Here is a 24,491-nt window from a genome sequence, read left to right as displayed (position 1 = left end):
GCTATTTTGAAGACCCGATTGGATATTTTGTAGAGCATGCTACAACAATTCGAGAAGCAATTGGACAATTTGCAGATGGCTGTATTGTAAGCGTTATCATATAGTAAAGGTGTGACAGAGAGCACCTCGTACATTTGCACAAAATGAAGTAGCATCTGCGAAGCCAGGTTGTCTGGCGAAAAACTTAGTTACTCTTAGGAGGTCAATCTATGCAAAAAAACAGAAAAAAAATGTTCACCGTGCTTGTTGCAACAACGTTAATGGGAAGCTTGACTGTCGCTTGTTCCTCATCGAACACGCCGAGTACAGACGCTAGTCCGAAAGCGACTGCCGGAGGAACAACCGCTCCAGCGGCTGCCGCCCCTGCTTCGTACCCGCTCAAAACAGATAAGAGCCTAACGTATTGGGGCGAACTGCCCGGCAACGTGACAGGGGTTAAAGCGGCTCACGCCGACATTCCTTTCTTCCAAGAATGGCAGAAAAAGACCGGTGTCCCATTGAAGTTCCTTGCACCTCCTACCAACCAAGCTTCGCAAGCCTTGAACGTTTTGTTAGCATCAGGCGATCTTCCAGATATGATCGAGTTTGACTGGCAAGGGGCGTTCCCTGGCGGTCCTGAAAAAGCGATTAAAGACGGCTACATTTTGAAATTGAATGATACGATTGATAAATTTGCACCTAACTTGAAGAAATATCTTAAAGAACATCCTGAGATCGACAAACAAGTAAAAACCGATAACGGCAGCTACTATTCCTTCCCGTTCATTCGCGGCGACGATTACTTGCGTGTCTATCAAGGTCCAATTATCCGCAAAGACTGGCTCGATGAGCTAGGTCTGCCGATTCCAGAGACGATTGACGATTGGTATACGACATTGAAAGCCTTCAAAGAGAAAAAAGGCGCTACAGCCGCCTTCTCCGTTGTCAGTGTGCCTAGACCGTTCAATGAATTAGGAAACGGTGCTTTCGCAGGTGCTTATGGCGTGACGCGTGATTTCTATATCGACAATGGCACGATTAAATTTGGTCCGGCTGAAAAAGGCTACAAAGACTTCCTGGCAACCATGCACAAATGGTATGAAGAAGGTTTGATCGATAAGAACTTCGCAACAGCGGACGGCAAAGCTTTGGATGCGAATATGGCTTCCGGCGCAACAGGCGTTACCGTCAATAATGCAGGCGGCGGTATCGGTAAATGGCAGCCGCTGATTACGGCGAAAGATCCGAAAGGCGTGCTCGTTGCAGCGCCATATCCGGTACTCAAAAAAGGCGATATCGCGATGTACGGCCAGAAAGATCCATCCTTCTCGCCAGGCGGCATGGTTGCGATCACAGCTTCTTCCAAAAATATTGAGACAGCTGCTAAGCTTCTTGACTATGGTTACTCCGAAGAAGGTCATAATTACTTCAACTTCGGCACCGAAGGCGTTTCCTACAAAATGGAAAACGGATACCCGAAATATACGGATCTGCTCATGAAAAATCCGGATAAATTAGCACCGGCACAGGCTCTGTCCTTGTATGTACGCGGTAACTACAATGGTCCATTCGTTCAAGATAAACGTTACATCGAGCAATATTTGGCATTGCAAACGCAACGTGATGCCGTTACAACTTGGCAAAAAACAGACGTAGATAAACACAAACTGCCGCCAGTCACGGCTACACCGGAAGAAAGTACAGAGTTGGCCAAAATCATGACTGACGTCAACACGTTAGTTGATGAAATGACGCTTAAAATCATTTTGGGCACTGAGCCTGTCGATTCCTTTGACAAATACCAAGAGAAATTCAAGTCTGTTAAACTGAGCCGTGCGCTTGAAATCAAGAAAGCATCCTTGGATCGTTTCAACAAAAGATAGATAACAGGCCAGGGGGAGGGCAATCGCCCTCCCTGCTTTACTAGAACTTCGCGGCGAAAGGAGAGATTTCATGCGCAAAGCAGGACAAGCAACGTTCCAAGTACGTTTCAAGCGTGATTTTTTGCTCAACAAATATTTGTACCTGATGATGGTTCCCGTGCTGGCCTACTACATTGTCTTCCATTATGCGCCGATGTATGGAGCTCTGATCGCTTTTAAAGAGTACACCCCGATTAAAGGTATTTTGGGCAGCTCATGGGTCGGCTTCCAGCACTTCAATGATTTCTTCAGTTCCTATTATTTCTGGCGAATTCTCAAAAACACGGTTATTATCTCGCTTTACTCTTTATGTTTTGAGTTTCCTGCACCTATTATTTTGGCGATTCTGATCAATGAGTTGACGAATAAAAGGTTTCAGCGTTTCGTACAAACCGTAACGTACATGCCTTATTTCATCTCCCTCATCGTAATCGCCGGGATGATCAAAGATTTTACGAATAATGGCGGCTTAATTAATAACTTTCTGACGCACTTTGGCGCCAGTGATACGGCGATGCTGCAGAAGCCTGAGATGTTTCGGACGATCTATATTTTATCGGAAATTTGGCAGAAAATCGGATGGGAGTCTATCATTTATTTAGCGGCTCTCATGGGAATTGATCAGGAGCAATATGAAGCGGCGAAAATGGACGGGGCCAACAAAATCAAGCAGATTTGGCATATTACCCTCCCGGGTATTCTACCGACCATCGCGATCATGTTCATTCTGCGCATGGGGAATCTACTAAACGTTGGTTTCGAGAAAATTATTTTGCTGTATAACCCCAGCACGTACGATACGGCTGATGTCATTTCCTCCTTCGTTTATCGAAAAGGATTAATTGAATTCGGCTGGAGCTACAGCTCCGCGGTCGGTTTGTTCAATTCCGTCATCAATCTGGCCTTACTCATTGCAGCAAATAAAATCAGTAAAAAAGTAAGTCAAAGCAGCTTATGGTGAGGAAGGAGGGACTGAAGTGAAAACCAGCTACTCAGACAAAGTATTTACTACGGTCAACCACATTGTATTGCTTTTACTCGTTGTCATTACGTTGTATCCACTTCTCTACGTCACCTTCGCTTCCATCAGTGATGCAGGGCAGTTGATTACCCACAAAGGGTTTTTGTTCAAGCCTTTAGGTTTCAGCATTGAAGCTTACAAAAGCGTATTTAAAAACCCTGCTATTCTCAAAGGTTACCAAAACACACTTTTTATCCTCGTATTCGGGGTCATTACCAACCTCATCGTTACATCCTTAGGGGCGTATGTGCTTTCGCGTAAAAATGTGATGTGGAACAATGTGTTTATCTTCATCGTTGTCGTTACGATGTTTTTCAGTGGCGGTCTTATTCCGCTCTACTTAGTGGTGAAAGGCGTGGGCTTAATCGACTCCTTATGGGCTACGATTCTACCTTTTGCCGTTAACACTTTCAATTTAATTATCATGCGTACAGCCTTCATGGCCGTACCTGAAAGCCTTGAGGAATCTGCGAAAATGGACGGGGCCAATCACTTCGTCATTTTATTCCGCATTATTATCCCGCTCTCCATGCCGGTTATTGCTGTTATGATTCTCTATTATGCCGTTGAGAAATGGAATGGCTGGTTCTATGCCTCCATCTTCCTGAAGGATCGAGACCTGTATCCGCTTCAGCTCACGTTAAGGGAAATTCTCATTTCGAATAACACCGACTCCATGTCAACCGGTGCCAATGCAGCCGATCAATTTCAAATTGGGGAAACGATCAAATATGCAACGATCATGGTAGCTTCCGTGCCCATTCTTATACTGTATCCATTCGTGCAAAAGTATTTCGTCAAAGGCGTCATGATCGGCGCTGTCAAAGGGTAAAATCACAGCATTAAAACGCCGTTCACCTACTTCCTAGGTGCGGCGTTTTTGTTTTTTTCGTCTACTTTTGAATGCTTTAGGCAACAGCAGTTTCTTGTGTGAAACTTGGCCATACACTATAGGACAGCATGCATTGCTCATTTGAGAGGAGAGGCCTACATGAAAGTTGATCTGGGATGCGGCGAGCATAAACATAGGCATTTTTTTGGAATTGATCGTGTTGGCGGCCCGGAAGTGGACATGGTTTGCGATATCAATGACGGCATTCCGCTGCCCGATCATTCCGTTGAATTTGTCATGGCCAGCCGCAGTCTGCCTTATGTAAACGATCTCCTGGCTGTCATGTCCGAGCTGTACCGGATTTGTGTCCACAAAGCGATCGTCTGTATCTTATCTCCGTACGCCCATCATTTTCGCCATATGTCCAATCCCCATCTTAAGCAAAAATTTGATGAATATACGCCCCGTTATTTCACCAATCAATTCCAACAGCCCCCAGGCAGTCCCCTCAGCCCCAATGTCCCCAGCTATACAGGCAGCTCTGTGCCATTTGATTTCCGGCTGCTGAAGATGGAGTTTTTCTATGAATCTCCCTTTAGCCCCCCGCTGTATGATCAGGATGAATTGGACTTGTTGCTCCAGCTTCAGCCGAATGTCGTGAGTGAGATTATGTATCAATTCGTTGTTGTCAAAAAAGAGCTCTCTGCCGACGAATGGTTATGGATGTGCAATCAACAATACCGTGAACCTCAGTGGGCCGAAGCGTTAAGACAGCCTGCCCCGACCATAGTTGTGGAATCCGCCGTACCGGATACACCTATGCCGTTTCCCCCTCCAGCTATGGACTTTTATAACCATAAGCCTGTTAAATCAACCAAAACAATCCCCCGCAGCCCCAAAAAGAAGCCCCTCTAAATTTGACATCATAATAAAACTTTATATTTTCTGATCATGTTTTCTATTTCGCATCATACCATGTAACCATCGGCCTAAATTCACCAGCCATCACAGCGAACTTCCTTCAGTTATCTAACGAACGCTCAAAATCTAGGGGGTGACGATCATAGCTCTCGTCGTCAGGTCCACACTCAACGCGACTGGCGCGATCACGTTCACCGGAAATACACTTGGCTTAAGTCGCTCCGATACGGTAGGCCAACCGGGAACACAAGACAGCATCGGTGCTTTCACAACCGTGAATACTGCACTGAAATTCGGGACGTATCCCGCAGGAACCACCAGTCTCTACACCTCCAACAGCTCAGCCGCCATACTCACATTCCCTGCAGGAAGTACCGTGCTTTATGCAGAGCTGATCTGGGGCGGATCTTATATCAACGGCACTGTTGACTTGAGCGCTGTAATCAACAATCCGGTTTCGTTTACGACACCAGCAGCAACGTTCAGCGTCACGCCTGATGATGCAACGAAAAATGAGTTTAACTTGGGCAATGGTGCGTCCGGCTATGTACGCACAGCCAATGTTACGACTCAGGTGCAGCAAGGGATGGCCGGTACTTACACCGTAGGAAACGTGCCTGGTACGATTGTCGTTGCGGGTGATCCGACAGCCAACCATTGCGGTTGGACGCTGGCCGTTATTTACCAGAACACGAGCCTGCCTTTCCGGAACATGTCATTGCGCGTCGGTGCCGTACTCGTCCAGTCTACCTCTCCTCCTGTGAACACGACCATTACTGGATTCGCTACGCCGGTAACAGGCACACTAGGCGGTAGAGCGCTTTTCAGCGCCCAGGAAGGTGATGCTAACCGTACGGGCGATCAGGCGCTATTTGGGCCTACAACTGCCTCGCTTGTCGCATTATCCGGCCCCAATAACTTTGCCGCTAACTTTTTTGCTTCCCAGATCAATAACGATGCAGGGCAGCTTAACACCACAGGGACGTTCGGCTCACTCAACCAAACCAACGGAGCTCCCGGATCGAACATTAGCGGAGGCCGTCAAGGCTGGGACATTACGAACATTGATGTCTCCGCACGATTAACGAACAATCAATCCTCTGCCATCCTGCAATTGACCACTTCCGGTGATGCTTATGCTGTCAATGCCAATGCCATTCAAGTTGATATTAACGCTCCAAAAATTACTGTGACCAAAAGCGCCAATGTCACCGGAGCGGTCGTGGGCGATACCGTCACTTATACGGTAACGACCACCAACTCAGGGACGGCCAGCGCCGCCAGCATCGTGTTGTCCGATCCCTTGCCTGCCGGTTCAACCTTCGTAGCTGGCAGTGTCATCGTAGCAGGCGTATCACGGCCGACCTACGATATTACAACAGGTGCGCCTCTTGGCTCCCTTGCCTTTGGCTCATCTATCACTGTTTCTTATAAAGCTACGGTCACAAGTCTTCCGAATCCGCAATCGCTGGCGAATACGGCAAATGCCGCCTTCACATTTCAAAGCGTTGCAGGTGGTTCCATTATTTCAGGTGTCATTCCCTCGAATACGGTGACGACGACGGTTTATTCGCCAAAGATTGCGATTGTGAAATCCGCAAGCACAGCGAACGGTTCTGTCGGGAGCACGGTAACCTATACGCTGCAAATTGCTAACACGGGGAATAGGGATGCCTTAATGACCGTAACCGATAACATCCCTGCAGGAACATCTTTCGTTACGAACAGCTTCAAAGTTAACGGTGTCACGGTTCCTGGCGCCAATCCGGTCACAGGTGTAAACATTGGCACTGTAGCAGCCGGCGGCACATCAACGGTCACCTTTGATGTACTGATTAATTCCCTCCCGTCTCCGCCGCAGCTCGTGAATACAGCGAATAGTACATACACGTTTCAACCGCCTGACGGTCGCACGATCTCGGGAACCGCCGGCTCCAATACCGTGACCATACCCGTCCGTTTGCCAAGCGTCGGGGCTGTCAAAAGCGTTAATGTTGTCGATGCGGTTGTCGGAGATACCTTTACATACAGCACGGTGATCACGAATTCAGGCGTAGAAAGTGTGACGAATGTCATTCTGACGGATACAATCCCTCAAGGTGCGACTTTTGTACCCGGCACCGTCGTCGTTGGGGGGAGTTCGAGGCCAAGCGCAGTCCCTGGCGGCGGCATCGCCGTAGGTACCATAACCGCTGGCAACTCGGTAACCGTCACCTTCCAGGTCAATGTTGTTTCTTTACCTGCTTCCGGTCAATTGAGCAACCAGGCATCTATCTCTTACAGCTCCGGCACTTTTACCGGAACAACCTTAACGAACACGATTACGACACCCGTGTTTCAAGCTGTTGTCTCTGTGACCAAGAGTGTGAATAGCACAAATGTCACCGTTGGGGCAACGCTGACCTACACGCTTCTGGTTCGCAATCAAGGTAATATCGCTGTTCAACCAACGGTCGTGGATACCATCTCGCCATCCACGACGTTTGTGATAGGCAGTGTTACAATAAATGGCGTTTCCAGTCCAAGCGGTAATCCTGCGCTTGGCATTCCGGTAGGATCTATTCCGCCTTCCGGCACAAGTGAAATCAAGTTTCAAGTCGTCGTGCAGAACCTGCCGTCTCCGCCAAGACTTCAAAATCAAGCAACGGCAAATTACACGTACCAACCGCCGGACGGACGCACGCTAAATGGCAGTGCCGTGTCAAATACGACGGATATTCCCGTATCCGCCCCCAATGTCGCCGTAACCAAATCCGTTAATCTAGCGTATGCAGCACTCGGTGAAACACTGATTTACACGCTCAACATTACGAACAGCAGCGTTGTTCAAGTAAGCAGCGTCACCCTGCAGGATTCTCTGCCGGCCGGGGTTACGTTCCAAGCCGGAAGCGTGACGATAGACGGTGTGCCAAGATCTTCAGCGGACCCGAATACCGGCTTCTCGGTGGGTAACATTGCGGCCGGCGCCACCACACAGGTTATTTTCCGGGCAATTGTCACTTCGGTTCCCACGCCAGCGCAGGCTGAGAATCATGCCAGTGTAAGCTTTAACTCCGGTGTTTTCTCCGGAGCGGCTTTCTCGAACAGCGTCATCACGCAAATTCAGCAGCCCATCTTATCCATTGTCAAGAGCTCAAACCTAACGTTGGCCGTTCTCGGTGATATTGTCGTTTACAAATTGGAGGTGGGCAATAGCGGCAGTTCTCCTGCCAATGTGACGTTAACGGATAACATTCCCGCAGGCACGACGTTTATCGTGAATAGCGTTATCATCAATGACGCCCCTCTGCCAGGCGTTGATCCTGTGAGCGGTATTCCGCTCGGCACGCTTGATGTGGGTACAAAAAAAACCGTTACATTTGAAGCGACGGTAACTTCCCTGCCGACTCCACAGCAATTGGTCGATCAGGCGAGCGCCTCCTACACCTTTACACTCTCAGATGGCCGAACGCTCTCTGGTTCCGGTCTTTCAAACACAGTAACCATACCTGTTTCAGCTCCTGACGTGAAAGTGATGACCACCAGCAATGTCAGCTCTGCCGTACAAGGAGATACCGTCACCTATACCATCGTCGTTACCAATCAAGGCATCGAGAACGTCAACAATGTAATACTTACGAGCATTGCCGATCCGAGCACTTCATTTATTCCCGGAAGCGTCATTGTAAACGGCATTTCGTTGCCGAATACCAATCCGTCGACCGGTATTCCAATCGGTACCCTGGCTCCTAACAACCCGGCTACCGTGACTTTTGAGGTGAAAATCACAATGCCAACGCCACAAATCATTAACCAATCTTCGGTCAGCTTCACATCGGGAACCTTCTCAGGCTCATCATCCTCCAATGATGTCATAACTCCCGTTACCCAACCGAATATCACGGCCGTTAAGACAGCCAACACGACCAGCGCAACTGTCGGCGACACGGTTCTATACAGCATCGTTGTGTCGAACACAGGCAACCTTGCAGGGAATGTCATTGTCACAGACACGATTCCTGCAGGAACCACTTATGTAGCGAATAGTGCGCAAGTCGACGGGATGCCTCAGCCTGGCTCAGATCCCGTAACAGGGATTAATGCCGGTTCCATCGCGCCCGGTACTTTTAAGACAGTCACCTTTTCCGTGTTGATTGAAACCTTGCCCAGCCCGCAAACGATCAGCAACATCGCTACGGCTACATACACGTTCACCCCGCCGGATGGCCGTATCATCACTCGTTCGGTTACATCGAATACCGTTACGTTCCCGGTTTCTTCGCCAAACGTAACCGTATCGAAAAGTACGACTTCTACGGCTTTAACCGTAGGCGATACCATTACGTACAGCACGTCCATCATGAACAGCGGGATAGCCCCCGTCAACAATGTCATATTCACGGATCAAATTCCTGCAGGGGGCACGTTTGTTCCTGGCAGTGTCGTCATCATCGGCGCTCCACCGCCGGTTGTTCCTCCGAACCCGGCCACAGGCGTTCAGTTAGGCACGATAGCGGTTGGAGCAACGGTCACCGTGCTTTTCAATGTAGTCATTACCTCTGTGCCGAATCCAGCACAATTAACGAACCAATCTGCCGTAACTTTCACATCTGGCGCGCTCTCAAGCACAACTTTCTCGAATCCGATAACAACACCCGTTTATCAACCTGTCATTAGTGTTCTAAAAGCCGGAAGCACTTCGAATGCAACGGTCGGGGATACTATCGTATACACGTTGAATGTTTCTAACACAGGGAACTACGCGGCTTCTGCCATCCTAACGGATACCATTCCAGCCGGCACTTCCTTCCAGCCAAACAGCGTATTCGTTGGAACGACGCCCGCTCCGGGTGCTGACCCTTCAACAGGGATTGATATTGGTTCTGTACAGCCAGGTGCCACAATTCCTGTCTCATTCTCTGTCGTGATCAACACCCTGCCGAATCCGCAAGTGCTATCCAACACCGGAACGGCTGCTTACTCCTTCACACTACCGGACGGCCGGCCATTCAACCGTTCCGCTACGTCGAATACCGTAACGATTTCCGTGTCTTCGCCTAACGTCAGCGTTGTGAAGAGCACAACCGTGACGGATGCCGTCGTAGGTGATATTCTCCCTTATACGATTGTCATTACGAATAATGGCATTGAACCTGTTAACAATGTTGTTTTCTCGGATCCGATCCCACCCGGTTTAGCGTTTATTCCAGGCAGCGTCGTTATTGTCGGAGCGCCAACACCACCTGTGCCGCCAAATCCAATATCCGGGATTTCGCTTGGTACCATCGCGGCTGGCGGAACGGTTACCATCACGTTCAATGTCAGAGTCGTTGCCCTGCCTGATCCAGCACAGTTAAGCAACCAAGGTATCGTCAGCTTTACCTCCGGCGCCCTTTCGGCGGTTGCATTCTCCAACACCATTACAACGCCGGTTTATCAACCAATTCTTGCTGCAGCCAAAACGGCAAACTCCACCAATGCCACAATTGGCGATCTCATTATTTATACGGTAAATGTCAGTAATACTGGAAACTATGCAGCTAGCGTCAACTTAGTCGATCCAATTCCTAATGGAGCTACTTTCCAAGCAAACTCCGTCGTTCTAAACGGTATCACGCAACCGGGTGCAGATCCTACTACAGGCATTCCATTCACTGCACAACCCGGTGTTACTAACACAGTAACCTTTGCAGTTGTTATTACTTCGCTGCCAAGTCCGCAAGTATTAACGAATACAGCTACGGCGAACTTCAGCTTTAGTCCGCCAGATGGCCGGGTGATTACAGGCTCAACAAATTCCAATACCGTAACCATCCCGGTATCCGCTCCGAATGTTACGGTTGGAAAATTGACAACGGCTACCGATGCCGTAGTCGGCGATACGATCACTTATTTCGCTAATGTGAGCAATAACGGCATTGCGGCCATCAATAGTGTTCAATTCTTTGATCAGCTTCCTGGTTCCACAAGCTTCGTTCCAGGCAGCGTTACGATCGACGGCACTCCGGTACCCACCGCTGATCCAACCAAAGGAATATCGCTTGGCACCATTCAACCGGGCATATCCGTTGCAGTTTCTTTCAAAGTCACCGTTAACACCTTGCCGACATCCGGACTGCTTACGAATCAATCGTCTGTCAGCTTTACGAGCGGCGCCTTTGCCGCATCCGCTTTCTCCAACACAGTCATCGTGCCGGTCTATCAACCGATTATCGCTCTCATCAAAAGCGCCAATACAACCAATGCCACCGTCGGCGATACGGTCGTTTACACGCTTACGCTTCATAATTCCGGCAATTTGCCTGCGGTTGCAACTGTCTTCGACACCATTCCGGCAGGAGCCGAATTTGTCCCTAATAGCGTCATTGTAGACGGTCAACTTCAACCTGGCGCTAATCCAGCTACCGGTATCAATGCTGGAACAATCCCTCCGGGCGATACGATTACTGTCAAAATATCGTTGGCTGTTACCGTAGAATCCTTGCCGTCTCCACAGCAATTAGTGAACACAGCAACCGCCAACTACACCTACTCGCCGCCAGATGGTCGGGTACTGTCAGGTTCCGTTGCTTCCAACACGCTCGTGATTCCAGTATCCTCACCAAACGTTTCAGTAGTGAAAAGCTCCGATGTGATTGACGCAATCGTTGGCGATACGATTACGTACACAGTAATTGTCACCAATAACGGCATAGAAGCAGTCAACAGTGTTGTTCTAACGGATCCAATCCCAACTGGAACTGTATTTGTCACAGACAGTGTAACGGTGAATGGCAGCGCTAGACCTGGCCAGAATCCAAGTACAGGCGTTCCGCTCAACACCATTGCTGCAGGAGCATCTGTTACCGTTACATTCGAGGTGACGGTCGTATGACGGCCGAATCCCAACCTCCCAAACATTTAATTAATCAATCTGTCGTCCGTTTCAGTTCAGGTAATTTGACCAGCCACGCCTATTCCAACACCGTAGATACCCCAGTGGTTGGTCCCGTCATTACGATTCGAAAAAAGGCGAATACTTCTGAAGCCGTGCTCGGTCAAGTCGTAACTTACACCTTGACTATAGCCAATAAGGGTAACTTGGATGCACAAGTTACCCTTTTTGACACCATGCCGGACGGGACTTCGTTAGTTCCTAACAGCGTCATCGTGGATGGCGTCCCCATGCCTATGGCCAAACCCGACAAAGGCATCTATGTGGGGACCATTCATATCGGCCAGCACATCGAAGTGAACTTCCAAGTCGTCGTGCTTCATCCCTCTTCACAGCTCAAAAATCAAGCTACGGCAACCTATACCTTCCATACAGCAGGAGGTAGATCAGCAACAGGGAGCTCAAAATCGAATACCGTCATCATTCCTTTCGAGGAAACGAAAATCAGCTTTAAGAAACACGCGGATAAACCCTATACTTTTGTCGGCGATACGGTCACCTTTGTATTCACCATCAAAAATGAAGGAAGCTACCCGATTAACAAAATGCTTTTTATAGATCGACTGCCAACCGGCGTTCGTTTCGTTGCGGGCAGCGTAAAAATCGGGCATACTTCCTACCCGTCAGCAAATCCCGCGGACGGCATTTCACTTAAGGAACTGCCCGCGCATGAGACCCTATCTCTACAGTTCCAAGTCACCGTTACCCATGCCCCCTCATCCGGACGCATCGTGAATGACGCGGAGCTTGTCTTACATCTCAGAGACCACAAGCAAAAAATGACCTCCAACTCAATTTCATTGGAGGTTTACGATCCTGCGATTTCGGTTGTCGAGTCCGTCCTGCAGCCAAAGGCTACTCTGGGCGATACCTTGACCTATTCCTTAATCGTTACAAACAAAGGCAACATTGCGGCCGAAATTTGGCTGTCCGACTTCATCCCTGAGGGCAGCTCCTACGTACTGGGAAGCTTGACGGTGAATGGAGCTCCGTATGGCAATTCCCTGTTATCCAGCTCTGTTTATGTCGGGCAATTGCCGGCAAAAAACCAAATGGCCGTCACGTTCCAAGTTACGGTCAACGCCGTTGCCATTTCCGCGGAACAGAGTGAGCTAACCAGCCATACTGACGTGTTATTTAATTTCCGCCTGCCGGATGATCGTGTTGTTTCCGATCATGTGCTGTCCAATACGGTAAGCGTCGAATTGCTGCGGCCGATTGTAACCATCGTAATCTTTGCAAATCCTTTAATTGCCGAGCCTGAATCCACGGTCCATTACAGGATCCAAGTAACCAATTCAGGCAATCTTGCTGCCAGCAGCGTGTTTCTTCACGATTGGATTTCTCCCTTGACTACGTTGAACGCCGGTACCCTGCGAATCAACGGCACTCCGATGAACCAAATCTTGAGTTCATCTCAGCCTTTATCGCTTGGAGTGATCACGCCTCAAGCCACAACCGAAATCACATATTCAGCGACAGTTGTTCTTAGACCGAATGCCAAACGCATTCCGCTAAGAGCATCCGCCAAATATGTGTATCAAGTAAATGAACCGGTTCATACGGGAACAGCGTTGTCCAATGAAGTTGTTATTCGAATCGAGGAGGCGGAAGAATAAAAAAGCCGGGGCAACTAACTGTGCCCCGACTTTTTTTATTTACGGTCATTGATCGCTTTAATCAGTTCAACCGGAATTTTCGGCTTCCGATCATACGTAAGCAAACCGTTAATTTCTTGTTCCACATCCGTTAATTGCGTATAGCAATAACCTTGAACAACACCGGAGTTCAGAAGCGGACGAATGACGGCGCGCAGCTTTTGCTCGTAATCTTCATCGTTTTCTGCACCTGAGTAACCCCAGCCTTCCCACTCGCTTTTCTTATAAGCGATCCCGCCAAACTCAGTAACCAGAATCGGCTGATTCTCATAAGGGAAACCTTCGACAAACAGGCGGCGATTAGCCGGCATCGCATGAACGGCTTTCTCTTTGGTGCTGTAACGCTCTGTCAAGACCTCTTCCCGCCACTCATAATCGTGAATCGCGAACAAATCCGTTTTCACCAGTTCCCAACCGTCATTCGAAATAACAGGACGCATCGAATCAATCGATTTGGTCAAATGATACATCGTCAGCGCGTGCTGCTGCTGCCTTTTATCAATCTGGATATTAGGAACTCCCCAGCTCTCATTTAAAGGCACCCATGCAATAATTGATGGATGGTTGTAATCGCGATCGACAGAGGCTTGCCACTCTTTCGTAAACCGTTCTACATACTTTTCCGTGTACTCATAAGCGTTAGCCGCTTCGCTCCAGACAACAAGTCCGAGCTGATCGCACCAGTACAGATATCTAGGATCTTCCAGCTTCTGATGCTTACGCGCTCCGTTAAAGCCCATCGCTTTCGTCAGTTCTACGTCCTGTTTGATCGCCTCATCACTCGGCGGCGTCAAGTTGCCATCTGGGAAATAACCTTGGTCCAGCACCATTTTCAGGAAATAAGGACGGTTGTTAAGGCAAAGCTTGCCATTCTCGATCGACACTTTACGCATCCCGAAATAGCTCGTCACCTGGTCAACAGGTTGTTCATCGACCAACAGTGTGAACGTCACATCGTACAAATTCGGACGCTCCGGCGTCCACCAACCGCCAAGTCCGTGATCATTAAAATCATTCAGACGAACCGCTCTTGTCCCCACGCTGTCTTTCAACAAATATGTGTCCTCAGAAACAAGTTTGCCTTTAAAAGAAATTTCAACCTTCACCTGCTGCTTCTCATGCGCTTTGGCGGCTTCAATGAAAAATTGCAATTCCACCTGCTTATTATCAATGTCCGGCGTAATTCTCACTTTATCTAAATAAGCATCGGCGCTTACCGCTTCCATCCATACGGTTTGCCAAATACCCGTTGTTCTCGTATAGAAAATGCTCGCTGAATCGGAGAGCCAGTACTGCTTGCCTCTAGGCAGCGTCACGTCTGTGCTGTAATCAACAGCCTTAACAACCAACTTATTTGTACCTGACTGAAGAGCATCGGTAATGTCCGCGTGAAACGGCGTATGCCCACCTTCATGCGTAGCAACCAAAGTACCGTTCACCCAAACGGACGCCTCATAATCAACAGCTCCAAAGTGGAGCAAAATCCGCTTATTTGCAAAGGAATCCGGAATCGCCAAATCTCTGCGATACCAGACAACATCATGAAATTCATTGCTGCCAATACCGCTTAATTTACTTTGAAAAGCGAACGGCACTTGGATCCTTTTGGATAACGCTTTGTTCCCTAAATGCCACTTCTCTTTGCTGCCTACGCGGTCATCATCAAATTCAAATTCCCATTCGCCATTCAGGTTCATCCAGCTGTCTCGTACAAATTGTGGCCTTGGGTAATCTGCTCGGGGTTGATTCGTCATGGGTAACGCTACCTCCATAAAGTTAATTAATAAGTTAATTAAATAAGTCCATTGCAACTAAGACTATTATCATCCCAAGCTCATTTTCTGTCAATACATGTTATTCAATTAACTTGTAAGTTATTATAAGTGCATGCGTGGCGTGCCCACGACCTCCTTTGTCATACGCGTGATATATGATTCGGGCGGCGAGATTACCGTGGGCAAGCCTAGCATTTCCAAGGGGATTCTGCTAAGGGTACGCTCAAGGGAACTGGAGGCCTCTATTTGAAGAGAAACACGCTGTTTCCTCACTGTGTGGGAACTACAGGACCTTATTCAGCCGTCATGTGATGTTTTTGCGTGAAGTTGGTGAAATAGCGCCCCTGGTTCCACAATAATTCCCTACTAACACGCCATCATAGCGCATGAAAAAAGGACGACACCGGGAAATCCCCTGCATCGTCCTCTTTCCTTAATCCATGTAACCGGCTAATCCATGTTTCATTAAGTAGGCCATTTCCGCTTCCAAAATAGTGTCCACCGCGAGCTCCGTCAACTTCACATCCGGTCTGCTCAGAATATGATCGATCAAATCGTCGCTGTCGATGTCCACTTCCCCTTTGGAACTTTGTTCAGCCTTCAGAATATACGCTTTCTCATATTTCAGCACGAGCTGAATTTGTTTGGCATCTGCTTTTGATTTTTCTACGATAAATTGGATAAGCTCTTGTTCGTTTAATTCCTTACTCATGACGGTTCATCTCCTAATGTCCTATTCGTGTTTATGACTATTGTAGCATAGTTGTCCCGCTTTTATTTTTTCCGTCAGCCTACACGTCTTGCCAGGCCCATGTTAACATAGAATGAGATGGAAAAACATACCTAAAATACGCATAACAAAGGGGGCTATCATGGATCTAGAATTACGAGTAGCCGCATTGGAAAAAAGAGTAAAAGAGCTCGAACTGCTGCTGGACCATGCACTTAACCGACCAAGTGCATCAGGATCTGAACGCACAGAGGCATCAGCTCCTGCTAGCGAGCATTCCCAGCACGCTCCGCGCCCGCTCCTCCAGCAGGAAACCGTTCCCGCCGTTCCCGCCAAAGAGCCTGCTCCCCCAAGAGATTGGGAGCACTTGATTGCCCGCGTCTGGCTGCCGCGCATTTTTATCATCGTCTTCCTGCTTGGCGTGCTCTGGGGATTTACAGCAGCCGTAAGCGCCGGCTTCATTACTGAGCCTGTCCGCTGCATACTCGGAGTTGTCGCAGCAGGCCTCATGTATTGGCAAGGGGAAACGCAAATACGCCGTAAACGCGCAGCATTGGGGCAAGTGCTGCTCGGCGGAGCAAGCGGGGTTCTGATCTTATCCCTTTTCGCTGCCCACATGCTGTTTGAGCTGATCCCGTCCTGGCTTGCTTTTGTGCTTTACATTGCTTCTATTACAGCTAGTGTGTTCATAGCGATTCGCCATCGTTCACAAGCCCTCATGATTATTACCTTGCTTGCGGGTTATCTTGTTCCGTTCATGGTCGATTCTGCGCATCCGAATATGTGGGTTTTCGCTGGCTATGAAGGTCTCTTCTCCATGGCTATGATGGTGTTATCGCTGCGCTACGCCTTCCGAGGTGCTTATTTCACCGCCTTTGGCGTACTCCATCTGCCTTTGCTCATTTCGAACCTGCTCAGCCATGCAGCGAGTGACAAACCTGCCGTGCTAACCGTTATCATCTTGCAGCACCTGCTCCTTTTCGGCATAACACTCCTGCGTTCGGAAGACAGCCGAATTGGACAGCGCATTACGTTATTCTTAAGCTTTGGCCTCGTCGCAGCCTGGACATACGGTTTCTACGGCACGGCTGCCAGCGATAGGCACGTCTATGAATGGATGCTGGCTCTATGGTCGCTTTTATACATCGGAACTTCCTCTTGGCTTTACTTGCAAAAGAGGGCCTTCTCCGTCCATGTATCCATCGCAACATTCAGCATCTTTTTATGGCTGATTTTCGTCCTCCATGCCGATCAAGCCGGATCAGCGCTGCTAGTCGAAGGCGGCATCGCGCTTTACCTGGGTGTCCGCTTCCAAAGCAGGCTGCAGCAAATCAGCGGATCTCTTACCTATTTCATCGGGATGCTATTCGTTCTCACCCATCCGATCCATGATATCGGTTCACATGAAACTTTTGCTTGGCTTGTACTTGTGGCTACCATCGGCGGCCTTTATGCGTTCTATCGCTCTTCTGCCCAGAAAGGCCTTGCGCCGTCACGCATCTCACTTCTTTTGCTATGGATGGCATTCATACTGCTCCTCATCTTCGTGTCACAAGTAACGAATGCCTTAACGAAAGCGCTCAATAGTGATTACCAACATCTCGTTCTCTCCGGTGTTTGGGCGATTTATGCAGTGCTCTTGATTGTCGCAGGACTATTTGTTCGAAAAGCAAAAGCAAATCTAATCGGCATCCTGTTCTTGTTTGTAACCCTGCTCAAAATTATTTTCATTGATCTGCCAGATGTGTCTACCGCCATTCGTGCGATCCTGTTTATCGGACTTGGAGCCATTGGCGTTGGGATTTCCAGGTTGTTTTATAAGCGTAAATAAACAAGCTATCATAGACGCAATCGAGACGCCTTCATCTCCACTTATCTTGTGGAAATGAGGGTTTTTTTCACTTTTTCAGGGACAAAATAGAATGTGAACTTTCCTTGAATTCATTGCATTACGTCTCAAAATAGCGTATATTCTACACTTGTGGTTATTTAAATTGAATATAATATGTATTTATTTACAAATAAATACATTCATACAGATGAAGAGGTGTATCGTTCATGACATTGAAACAAACAGCCGCAGGCGTGATCCTGCTTACAATGATGGTGACTGGAGCAGCTTGCTCCTCCGCACCAAAAAATACAGCGACTAGCCCGTCTCCAAGCGCAGCAGCTTCCCCGCAAGCAACAGCGGAAACACAGGATACGATTAACATGAAAGGCTACATCGGCGCTAGAATTTCTCAAGAGAAGGTCGGCTTCCTCTTCGGAGAAGCTAAATCCAAAGATGGCAAGCTGATCCTTAACCCTATCGCCGCTGATAGCAAAGAGAAAGCTGTAAAATTCCTTTCCAGCTACTTCGATGCCGCAATGGCTGATAAATTGGCAGCCCACTATTTGACGGAACAGCAAGCGGACGGAGCGATTGTAACGAACCCGACTTCCTTTTTCCCGACGAACCTGCTAGATACAACCAAAGCAGACGTTACATTTGACACGGCAAATACGGCGGATCAAGTCAAATTCACGACGAAAGACGGCGCCACTTATACAACGAAAAAAGTAAATGACAAATTCGTTATCTCCGACGTAGCGAAAAAATAAGCATATCGACATAAGACAGGCGAATCTGAGATTCGACCTGTCTTTTTCTTCAATAATGGCCGATACCTTCTCCTAAATTGCACTTTTTGCAATTTAGCGGCATCAAGATGGCCGAAACCACCTTCTACGCTGTACAAAGTGCAACGTAAAAGACAGAATAGAGTGATTTTCACGTTATATTGATTGAATTCATTGTACTTTGTGCAATGAAGAGCCAGGTAGCGGGGTTTAAAGCTGTTGTATGTTGTACAAAGTACAACATACATAGACATGTGAGCGAGGACCCCTAGAAAAAGGCGGTCATGCTGAGTAAATGGAATTACTTGGCGCAAGGTGGCCAACCGCCGAGCTATGATTACTTAGCGCAACACGCTACCCCTCATCTACAAAAAGAGACCCACAGCAACGGGCTGCGGGTCTTAAGATATATATATTTTAAAGGGGGTCGAGTTCTATTATAAGCCCGCTTCATTAAAGCCAGATGAATAACATATTTCTTTTTGATTACAAAATTAAGTTCAAATTGTAAACGTAACGCCTTTATGGCACTTTTATGGTAAAAGGTACGATAAATACTTCATTCTGATGCTGAAATTGGCCCCAGATTTTATAAACTCCGCTCTTTGGGAAAATAATCGTGAAAGCTGCCGTAGGTCCTGAACCCTTCTGCTCATTCGGGTGGACATGGACATACTCCTTCGCATCGGCGCTGATGGCAACCACATGCCCCAAGCTGCCCAGATAGGGCTGCAGATCGGTGATCGGCTGTTTCGTCCGGGCATCCTTGATCGTGAAGATCATATCCAGCCCCATCCCCGCCATGAGATGGTCGAAAGCAAGCGTTACTTCCTTGCCGCCCACCTCTTTCGTCAACGAGGTATCCGGTTGAAGAACCGTCATCTTCGGCTCTTTCCCCTTCATCGTGACCCAGTGCGTTTGCACCGTCTCTCCGCTTCCTTGCGGAGTAAAATCAGCAATCAGCTGATAATAGCCGCTGGCAGGGAATTTCGTCTTGACGGTGAATTGGCCTTGACCGACATGCTCCGGATGAAGATGATCAAAGTAGGACAGGTCCTTGCTCACCACGATCAGATGCATCAGCTTCTCATGCATGAGGTCAAAACGATCAATCGGTTTATTCCATTTATCCTGGATAAGAATCGTGATCGTCGCCTCTTCACCCGGCATGTAACGATCCATGGCAACCGAGAAATGCGCAATGGCGTCATCGCTGTGGGTATGTGTCGGCATGGCCTCCATATTCCCAGACATCTGCATCCCTGACATATCCATAGTCGTACTTTGATTCCCACAAGCGGTTAAGAGAACAGCCAAACCCATGAGAAGGATGACAAGCTGCTTCATTGTTTTCTTCCAGTCGTGAGCGGTGCCGTCAGCATGCTTAATCCCATCGAACAGAGGCCGCAAATAAAGATCGTGCCACCCCACAGCTCAGGAGACCAATCTAACGTGTGAAACAAGCGCAAATCGGCAAAATACAGGCTCCAAATAAGAACCGGCAGCAGGAAGAAAACGCCGCGATACTGCCACGCTCCAGCTTCTTTTTCTTTGATCGATTTCAAAAGCAAATCACCGATTATCCCGCTAATGAGCAGAATCACGATAGAACCATAGTGCGAGAACCCATCCAGCACCGCCATCAATACCGCCTCAAACACAAAGAAATAGGTCACCGTTCCGAAAGGCAGCTTCCACCTTCTCATCACTAGCATAATAGGCAAAACGAGCAGCATCGTTGTAATCAGGAAATCCACAACTGCTTTAGCCACTGCGTCTTCTTCCCTGGCCATCCATAAATTCTGACGAAACGACCAGGCATACATAAGAAAAAAAGCCATCACGGCAAAGGTCAGCGCCACGGAAGTCAAGGCAGGCAGCAGCCGGCGAAAGCTCGGAGAAATGTCCTTCTCCGCATAACTCATCGCGCGGTACGGGCTGGTCAGAATCATCAGCGCCCCGGTCAATAAAATCAGATGGGTCGGGCTTAAGAGCGCTTCGATATTTTTCTCAATGCCAAATATCGTATGCCATAACATATCGCCGATACCGCCGATAAAAAAGATGATGACACCGGCGACACCGAGCTTATAGCCCGTAGGAATAGACGCTGCCCAAGTAGCATGATGGGCTTTTATTTTGTTTTGATAAGTAATAATAAGAATCCAAATCGCACAGGCCAAATAACCGGAGTACAAAATAGCATGCCATGGCGTAAAAAAAGTCTCAACCGCCCCATGATTATGGGCAAAGCCATCGATAAACAAGCCGACAATCAGCCACATCCCCATCACCATCGTGACGGCATGTTTGAAAATACCAACCGTACCCGCGGATCGCGCCACTTTCAGTTGTACCGACAAACGAATCAGCTCCCAACATTTGTCATGATTACCGTTCAATCATAACACAGTTAATCGCCCGATGAGACCCATACAACTCCTTTTTTCTGCAATTCGTATAACCATTCTTTTGGGGCAGCCACATCGCTGACAATGAGATCGATCTCTCTTAAATCGGCAATTTTGTAGAATTGCACGAGCCCGAACTTGGAGTGATCGCAGAGCACGATATTTTGCTTGGCATATTTCATCATTTTCTGTGTCAGTTGGCCTTTACTTTCTTCGAAACCTGTAATCCCTTTGTCCAGCATCATGCCGTCCACAGATAAAAACGCTTTATCCGCATTGAAATTTTCCACCATCTTCTCAGCCAGCAAGCCTGTGACTCTGGAGTGCAGGGCATTCACCTTACCGCCAATTAAAAAGATGTCCCCGTTGAACAATCCTTTGTTTTTGTAGTCAATTAACAGGTACAGGGCAGGTATGGAGATCGTTAGAACTGTCAGGTTTTTCTTGTTTAGCAAATAATCGATGATATGCAAGGTCGTAGTGCCGTCATCGATGAAAATGACATCATTATCCTCCACGAGAGTGGCTGCTGCACGTCCGATTTTCCGCTTCTCATCCGCGTACAGCACCTCTCTCTTCAAATGTGACGGCTCGTCTCGGGACAAATTAATTTTGACCGCACCGCCATATACCCGTTTCAGCTTATTTTCATCTTCCAACTCTTCCAAATAACGACGTATCGTCTCAGATGAAACATCCAGAGCTTCAACCAGCTCATTCGTCTTCACTTTGCCATCCAAATTCAACTGATTGAGAATATAATTCTTTCGCTCTTCACCAATCAAAGACATAAGGTTAGACCCTCCAATTTATGCATCACATTTTGCATGATAGGGCTTTACTTCGGCATTTGCCAAGCAGCCGTGCGCTTTTTTACCTTTTTTAAAATGAACTCATAAGACAAACGAACGATAATATTCGTTCCAACGATCAGGGTAGACATTGCCGCTGCGGCAGCTACGTCGCCTGCATCTTCCATATTCACTAAAGCAACAGCCGCAAGATTCATATCAGCAGCCCGGAGGAACACCACCGCAGACACCGTAACCATGGAATTAACGAAAAAGTACATGGCGATTTCGATAATAGCCGGAAGGGACATGGGCACTGTGACCCGTAAAAATGTTCGGTAGAAAGGAACACGCATAGACTCCGAAACGAGTTCGAATTCCTTGTCCAGCTTTTTCAGCGCAGTCGTAGCGGTAATGAAGGGAACTGCATAGAAATGCGTGATGTTCGCAAGCACGATAATCGCCATAGTGCCATAAATCCAATTCAGCGGATTGCTGGAATCATTAAAGAAGAAAATGTAGGCAAGACCGATGACCATACCTGGAAGCGCAAGCGGTAAAATCGACAAGAAGTAACCCACTTGACGCAATCCTTTCAACGATCTGGTTTTTTCAATCAAATAAGCAAAAACAAAAGTCATGATCGTCCCCACCACTGCTGTGATGAGTGAGACTTGCAGTGAATTCCAAAACGGTTCCAGACCTGATCCTGCCACACTGGAAAAATCATAATGTTTGAAGCTTAAACTGATATTGTAAGGCCACACCTTCACTAAGGAAGCGAAAACAATCGTGAATAAAGGCACCAAAATAGCAATCGAGACGATGATACAAAATGTACGATAAAATCTGTCCCGAGCTCGTCCTTCCGGTACCCGATAGGGCGTTGACTTGGAAGAGAGCAGCGAACGTTGTTTGCGCTCTACGAATCGGTCCACAGCAAAAGCAATGATAGCTGGAATCGTGAGCAGGATCCCCACTGTCGCACCCATGGACAAATTTTGCTGGCCGATAACCTGTTTGTAAATATCCGTGGCAAGCACGTTAAACTTTCCGCCGATTGCCTGAGGAGCTCCGAAATCCGTAAAGCTGGCTGTGAAACAGACGAAAATGGCGCTGATGAGGCCGTACTTAACGGAGGGTAAAGTCACCGTAAAAAAGGTCTTCCATTTATTCGCGCCCAGCGATTCCGCGGCCTCATACAGTCGCTGATCGGTCATTGACAAAGCTGTGATAAAAATCAGAAAAGCTTGAGGAAATAAGTAAATGACTTCAGAGATGACGATCCCAATGGGACCGTAGATCGGTATCCTTATACCAGGCAAAAGTCCGAAAAAACCGTGCGTAACCATGCCTTGATTCCCAAACAAATAAGTAAGCGCAATCCCATGCATCATCGTCGGTTGAAAAAGCGGCAATAACGCAATATAGCGGAAATAACTTTTGCCCCGAATAGCCGTACGGCTAATGCCATAGGCATACGCGAATGCGAGAACAACGGCAAGTACGGTAGATAGAACTGAAATCCAGATCGTGTTTGTTAACGATTGAAGCAAGGAAGGCGTAGAGAAATATTGGACGAAGTTAGCCAATCCAATAAACTCCTCATTCTTATTTAGCAAAGATTTGCTAAATAAGAGGATTAACGGAATCAGAGTGCTAGTTGTTAAAGTGAGCACGAGCACGACAATCAACACATTTTGTAATGTAAAAAATGCTCCTAGGTGACGGCGGATCGGCGGATTCATGCTGACGATTCCCTTGTTCATTTAGGCACCTACCATAGAATCAGCTGGGAATGTGATCATCTTTTCCTGCGGGAATTCTACGAATACCTCGGAATGTTTGGTAATTCTCAGTTGATGCGCAGCTTGCGAAGATACATCTACGGCAAGCAGTACATTCTGGTAGCTGCTACCTGCTGCTAACTGAAGCGTCACTCGGTAGAAAGCTCCGCGGAACTCGACATGCTTGACAACCGCCTTCACTCCTTTGCTTGATCCAGAGGCTGAAAGGCGAATATGTTCGGGACGAATGGCAAGACTTCTACGCTGCGCAAGACTTTCTTGCTCCCCGTTTTCCAAGAAATTAATCGATCCGATAAAATCAGCGACAAATGCTGAATTCGGTGTTTCATAGACTTGTTCCGGCGTTCCCATTTGCACAACTTCGGAGTTTTTCATCACCACAATGCGATCGGCCATCGTGAGCGCTTCCTCTTGATCGTGCGTGACCATCACGGTTGTAATGCCAAGCTTGTCCTGCAGCTCGCAAATTTGCTCGCGGAGTTTCACCCGAACTTTGGCATCTAACGCGGAAAGAGGTTCATCCAGCAGCAAAAAATCTGGAGACAGTACAATAGCGCGAGCCAATGCCACACGCTGCTGCTGTCCGCCGGACATTTGTGCCGGGTAGCGATCGTGGAGGTGCAGCAGATCCACTAAGTTCAAAACTTCCCTTACCTTCTCATCAATCTCTTTTTTCTTCCATTTCTTTCCTTGCAAGCCATAAGCTATATTCTGATAAGCCGTAAGATTCGGAAAAAGCGCATACGACTGAAACACCATGCCGAAATTTCTTTTCGCTGGCGGCAGTTGGGTAATGTCCTTCCCGTCAACCGTAATCCGTCCTTGTGTCGGTTTTTCTAATCCTGCAATAATGCGAAGCAATGTTGTTTTACCGCAACCGCTTGGGCCTAATAAACAAATGAACTCATTTTTCTGAATATCAATATGAATATTGTTCAAAGCGCTGAAAGATCCAAATGTTTTATTTACCCCTTGAATGGACAAGTAAGCTTGTGTCATGATCAAGCAGCCTCCTTAGTCTTATTAGCTCTAGTATAAGTGTGATATGTTATCGCTTTGTAAAAAGGTGATAGAAAAAAGGCTGCTGCAAGCATGGTTCGCAGTCAGC

Annotated in this window: 15 protein-coding genes; 8 read left to right on the top strand and 7 right to left on the bottom strand. The window is 47.8% G+C overall.

All coding sequences use genetic code 11. The features are described 5' to 3' along the window. The first annotated feature begins 209 nt into the window (after positions 1–209). From ACKTT9_RS09460 to ACKTT9_RS09435, 6 genes are all read left to right on the top strand, one after another. Positions 210–1,862, top strand: a complete 1,653-nt coding sequence (locus ACKTT9_RS09460; protein WP_407871343.1) for an ABC transporter substrate-binding protein — start codon at positions 210–212, stop codon at positions 1,860–1,862. Between the two features lie 70 nt (positions 1,863–1,932). Beyond that, entirely contained in the window at positions 1,933–2,862 is a 930-nt protein-coding gene (locus ACKTT9_RS09455; RefSeq protein WP_127457453.1) for a sugar ABC transporter permease, read from the top strand. A 16-nt stretch (positions 2,863–2,878) separates the two neighbouring features. After that, complete coding sequence (locus ACKTT9_RS09450; RefSeq protein WP_181646707.1) at positions 2,879–3,754, top strand: carbohydrate ABC transporter permease; 876 nt, start codon at positions 2,879–2,881, stop codon at positions 3,752–3,754. A gap of 159 nt (positions 3,755–3,913) precedes the next feature. Beyond that, positions 3,914–4,669 carry a hypothetical protein gene (locus ACKTT9_RS09445; protein WP_407871342.1) on the top strand — a complete coding sequence of 252 codons (756 nt, stop codon included), beginning with the start codon at positions 3,914–3,916 and terminating at the stop codon, positions 4,667–4,669. A 148-nt stretch (positions 4,670–4,817) separates the two neighbouring features. Further along, the gene (locus ACKTT9_RS09440; protein ID WP_407872999.1) at positions 4,818–11,528 is read left to right on the top strand and encodes a hypothetical protein; all 6,711 of its coding nucleotides are present in this window, start codon (positions 4,818–4,820) and stop codon (positions 11,526–11,528) included. After that, entirely contained in the window at positions 11,525–13,207 is a 1,683-nt protein-coding gene (locus tag ACKTT9_RS09435) for a hypothetical protein (RefSeq protein ID WP_407871341.1), read from the top strand. Before ACKTT9_RS09440 ends, ACKTT9_RS09435 begins: the two co-directional genes overlap by 4 nt. A 35-nt stretch (positions 13,208–13,242) precedes the next feature. On the opposite strand, the gene ACKTT9_RS09430 is transcribed toward ACKTT9_RS09435, so the two are convergent. Next, positions 13,243–15,000, bottom strand: a complete 1,758-nt coding sequence (locus ACKTT9_RS09430; protein ID WP_407871340.1) for a glycoside hydrolase family 2 protein — start codon at positions 14,998–15,000, stop codon at positions 13,243–13,245. A 454-nt stretch (positions 15,001–15,454) separates the two neighbouring features. Further along, positions 15,455–15,733, bottom strand: a complete 279-nt coding sequence (locus ACKTT9_RS09425) for a hypothetical protein (protein WP_157322909.1) — start codon at positions 15,731–15,733, stop codon at positions 15,455–15,457. Positions 15,734–15,893: 160 nt separating this feature from the next. Here ACKTT9_RS09425 and ACKTT9_RS09420 point away from each other — a divergent pair, with 160 nt between their 5' ends. Both ACKTT9_RS09420 and ACKTT9_RS09415 read left to right on the top strand, forming a co-directional pair. After that, complete coding sequence (locus ACKTT9_RS09420; protein WP_407871339.1) at positions 15,894–17,582, top strand: DUF2339 domain-containing protein; 1,689 nt, start codon at positions 15,894–15,896, stop codon at positions 17,580–17,582. A gap of 227 nt (positions 17,583–17,809) precedes the next feature. Further along, positions 17,810–18,355 carry a hypothetical protein gene (locus tag ACKTT9_RS09415; protein WP_407871338.1) on the top strand — a complete coding sequence of 182 codons (546 nt, stop codon included), beginning with the start codon at positions 17,810–17,812 and terminating at the stop codon, positions 18,353–18,355. 540 nt (positions 18,356–18,895) lie between these two features. On the opposite strand, the gene ACKTT9_RS09410 is transcribed toward ACKTT9_RS09415, so the two are convergent. Genes ACKTT9_RS09410 through ACKTT9_RS09390 form a run of 5 tightly spaced genes read right to left on the bottom strand, consistent with a single transcriptional unit; the run spans position 18,896 to position 24,382 of the window. Then, on the bottom strand, positions 18,896–19,720 hold the full coding sequence (locus ACKTT9_RS09410) for a hypothetical protein (RefSeq protein WP_407871337.1): 825 nt from the start codon (positions 19,718–19,720) through the stop codon (positions 18,896–18,898). Further along, the gene (locus ACKTT9_RS09405) at positions 19,717–20,736 is read right to left on the bottom strand and encodes a hypothetical protein (protein WP_407871336.1); all 1,020 of its coding nucleotides are present in this window, start codon (positions 20,734–20,736) and stop codon (positions 19,717–19,719) included. Before ACKTT9_RS09405 ends, ACKTT9_RS09410 begins: the two co-directional genes overlap by 4 nt. 50 nt (positions 20,737–20,786) lie before the next feature. Continuing rightward, complete coding sequence (locus ACKTT9_RS09400) at positions 20,787–21,575, bottom strand: DeoR/GlpR family DNA-binding transcription regulator (RefSeq protein WP_407871335.1); 789 nt, start codon at positions 21,573–21,575, stop codon at positions 20,787–20,789. A 47-nt stretch (positions 21,576–21,622) separates the two neighbouring features. Next, on the bottom strand, positions 21,623–23,344 hold the full coding sequence (locus tag ACKTT9_RS09395; protein WP_407871334.1) for a putative 2-aminoethylphosphonate ABC transporter permease subunit: 1,722 nt from the start codon (positions 23,342–23,344) through the stop codon (positions 21,623–21,625). After that, the gene (locus tag ACKTT9_RS09390; RefSeq protein WP_407871333.1) at positions 23,345–24,382 is read right to left on the bottom strand and encodes a putative 2-aminoethylphosphonate ABC transporter ATP-binding protein; all 1,038 of its coding nucleotides are present in this window, start codon (positions 24,380–24,382) and stop codon (positions 23,345–23,347) included. Positions 24,383–24,491: the final 109 nt, after the last annotated feature.

Source organism: Paenibacillus sp. P36 (assembly GCF_045866505.1).
Classification (GTDB): domain Bacteria; phylum Bacillota; class Bacilli; order Paenibacillales; family NBRC-103111; genus Paenibacillus_E; species Paenibacillus_E chondroitinus.
Note: the sequence above shows the minus strand (reverse complement) of the source record. Positions and strands in the feature narration are given on the sequence as shown.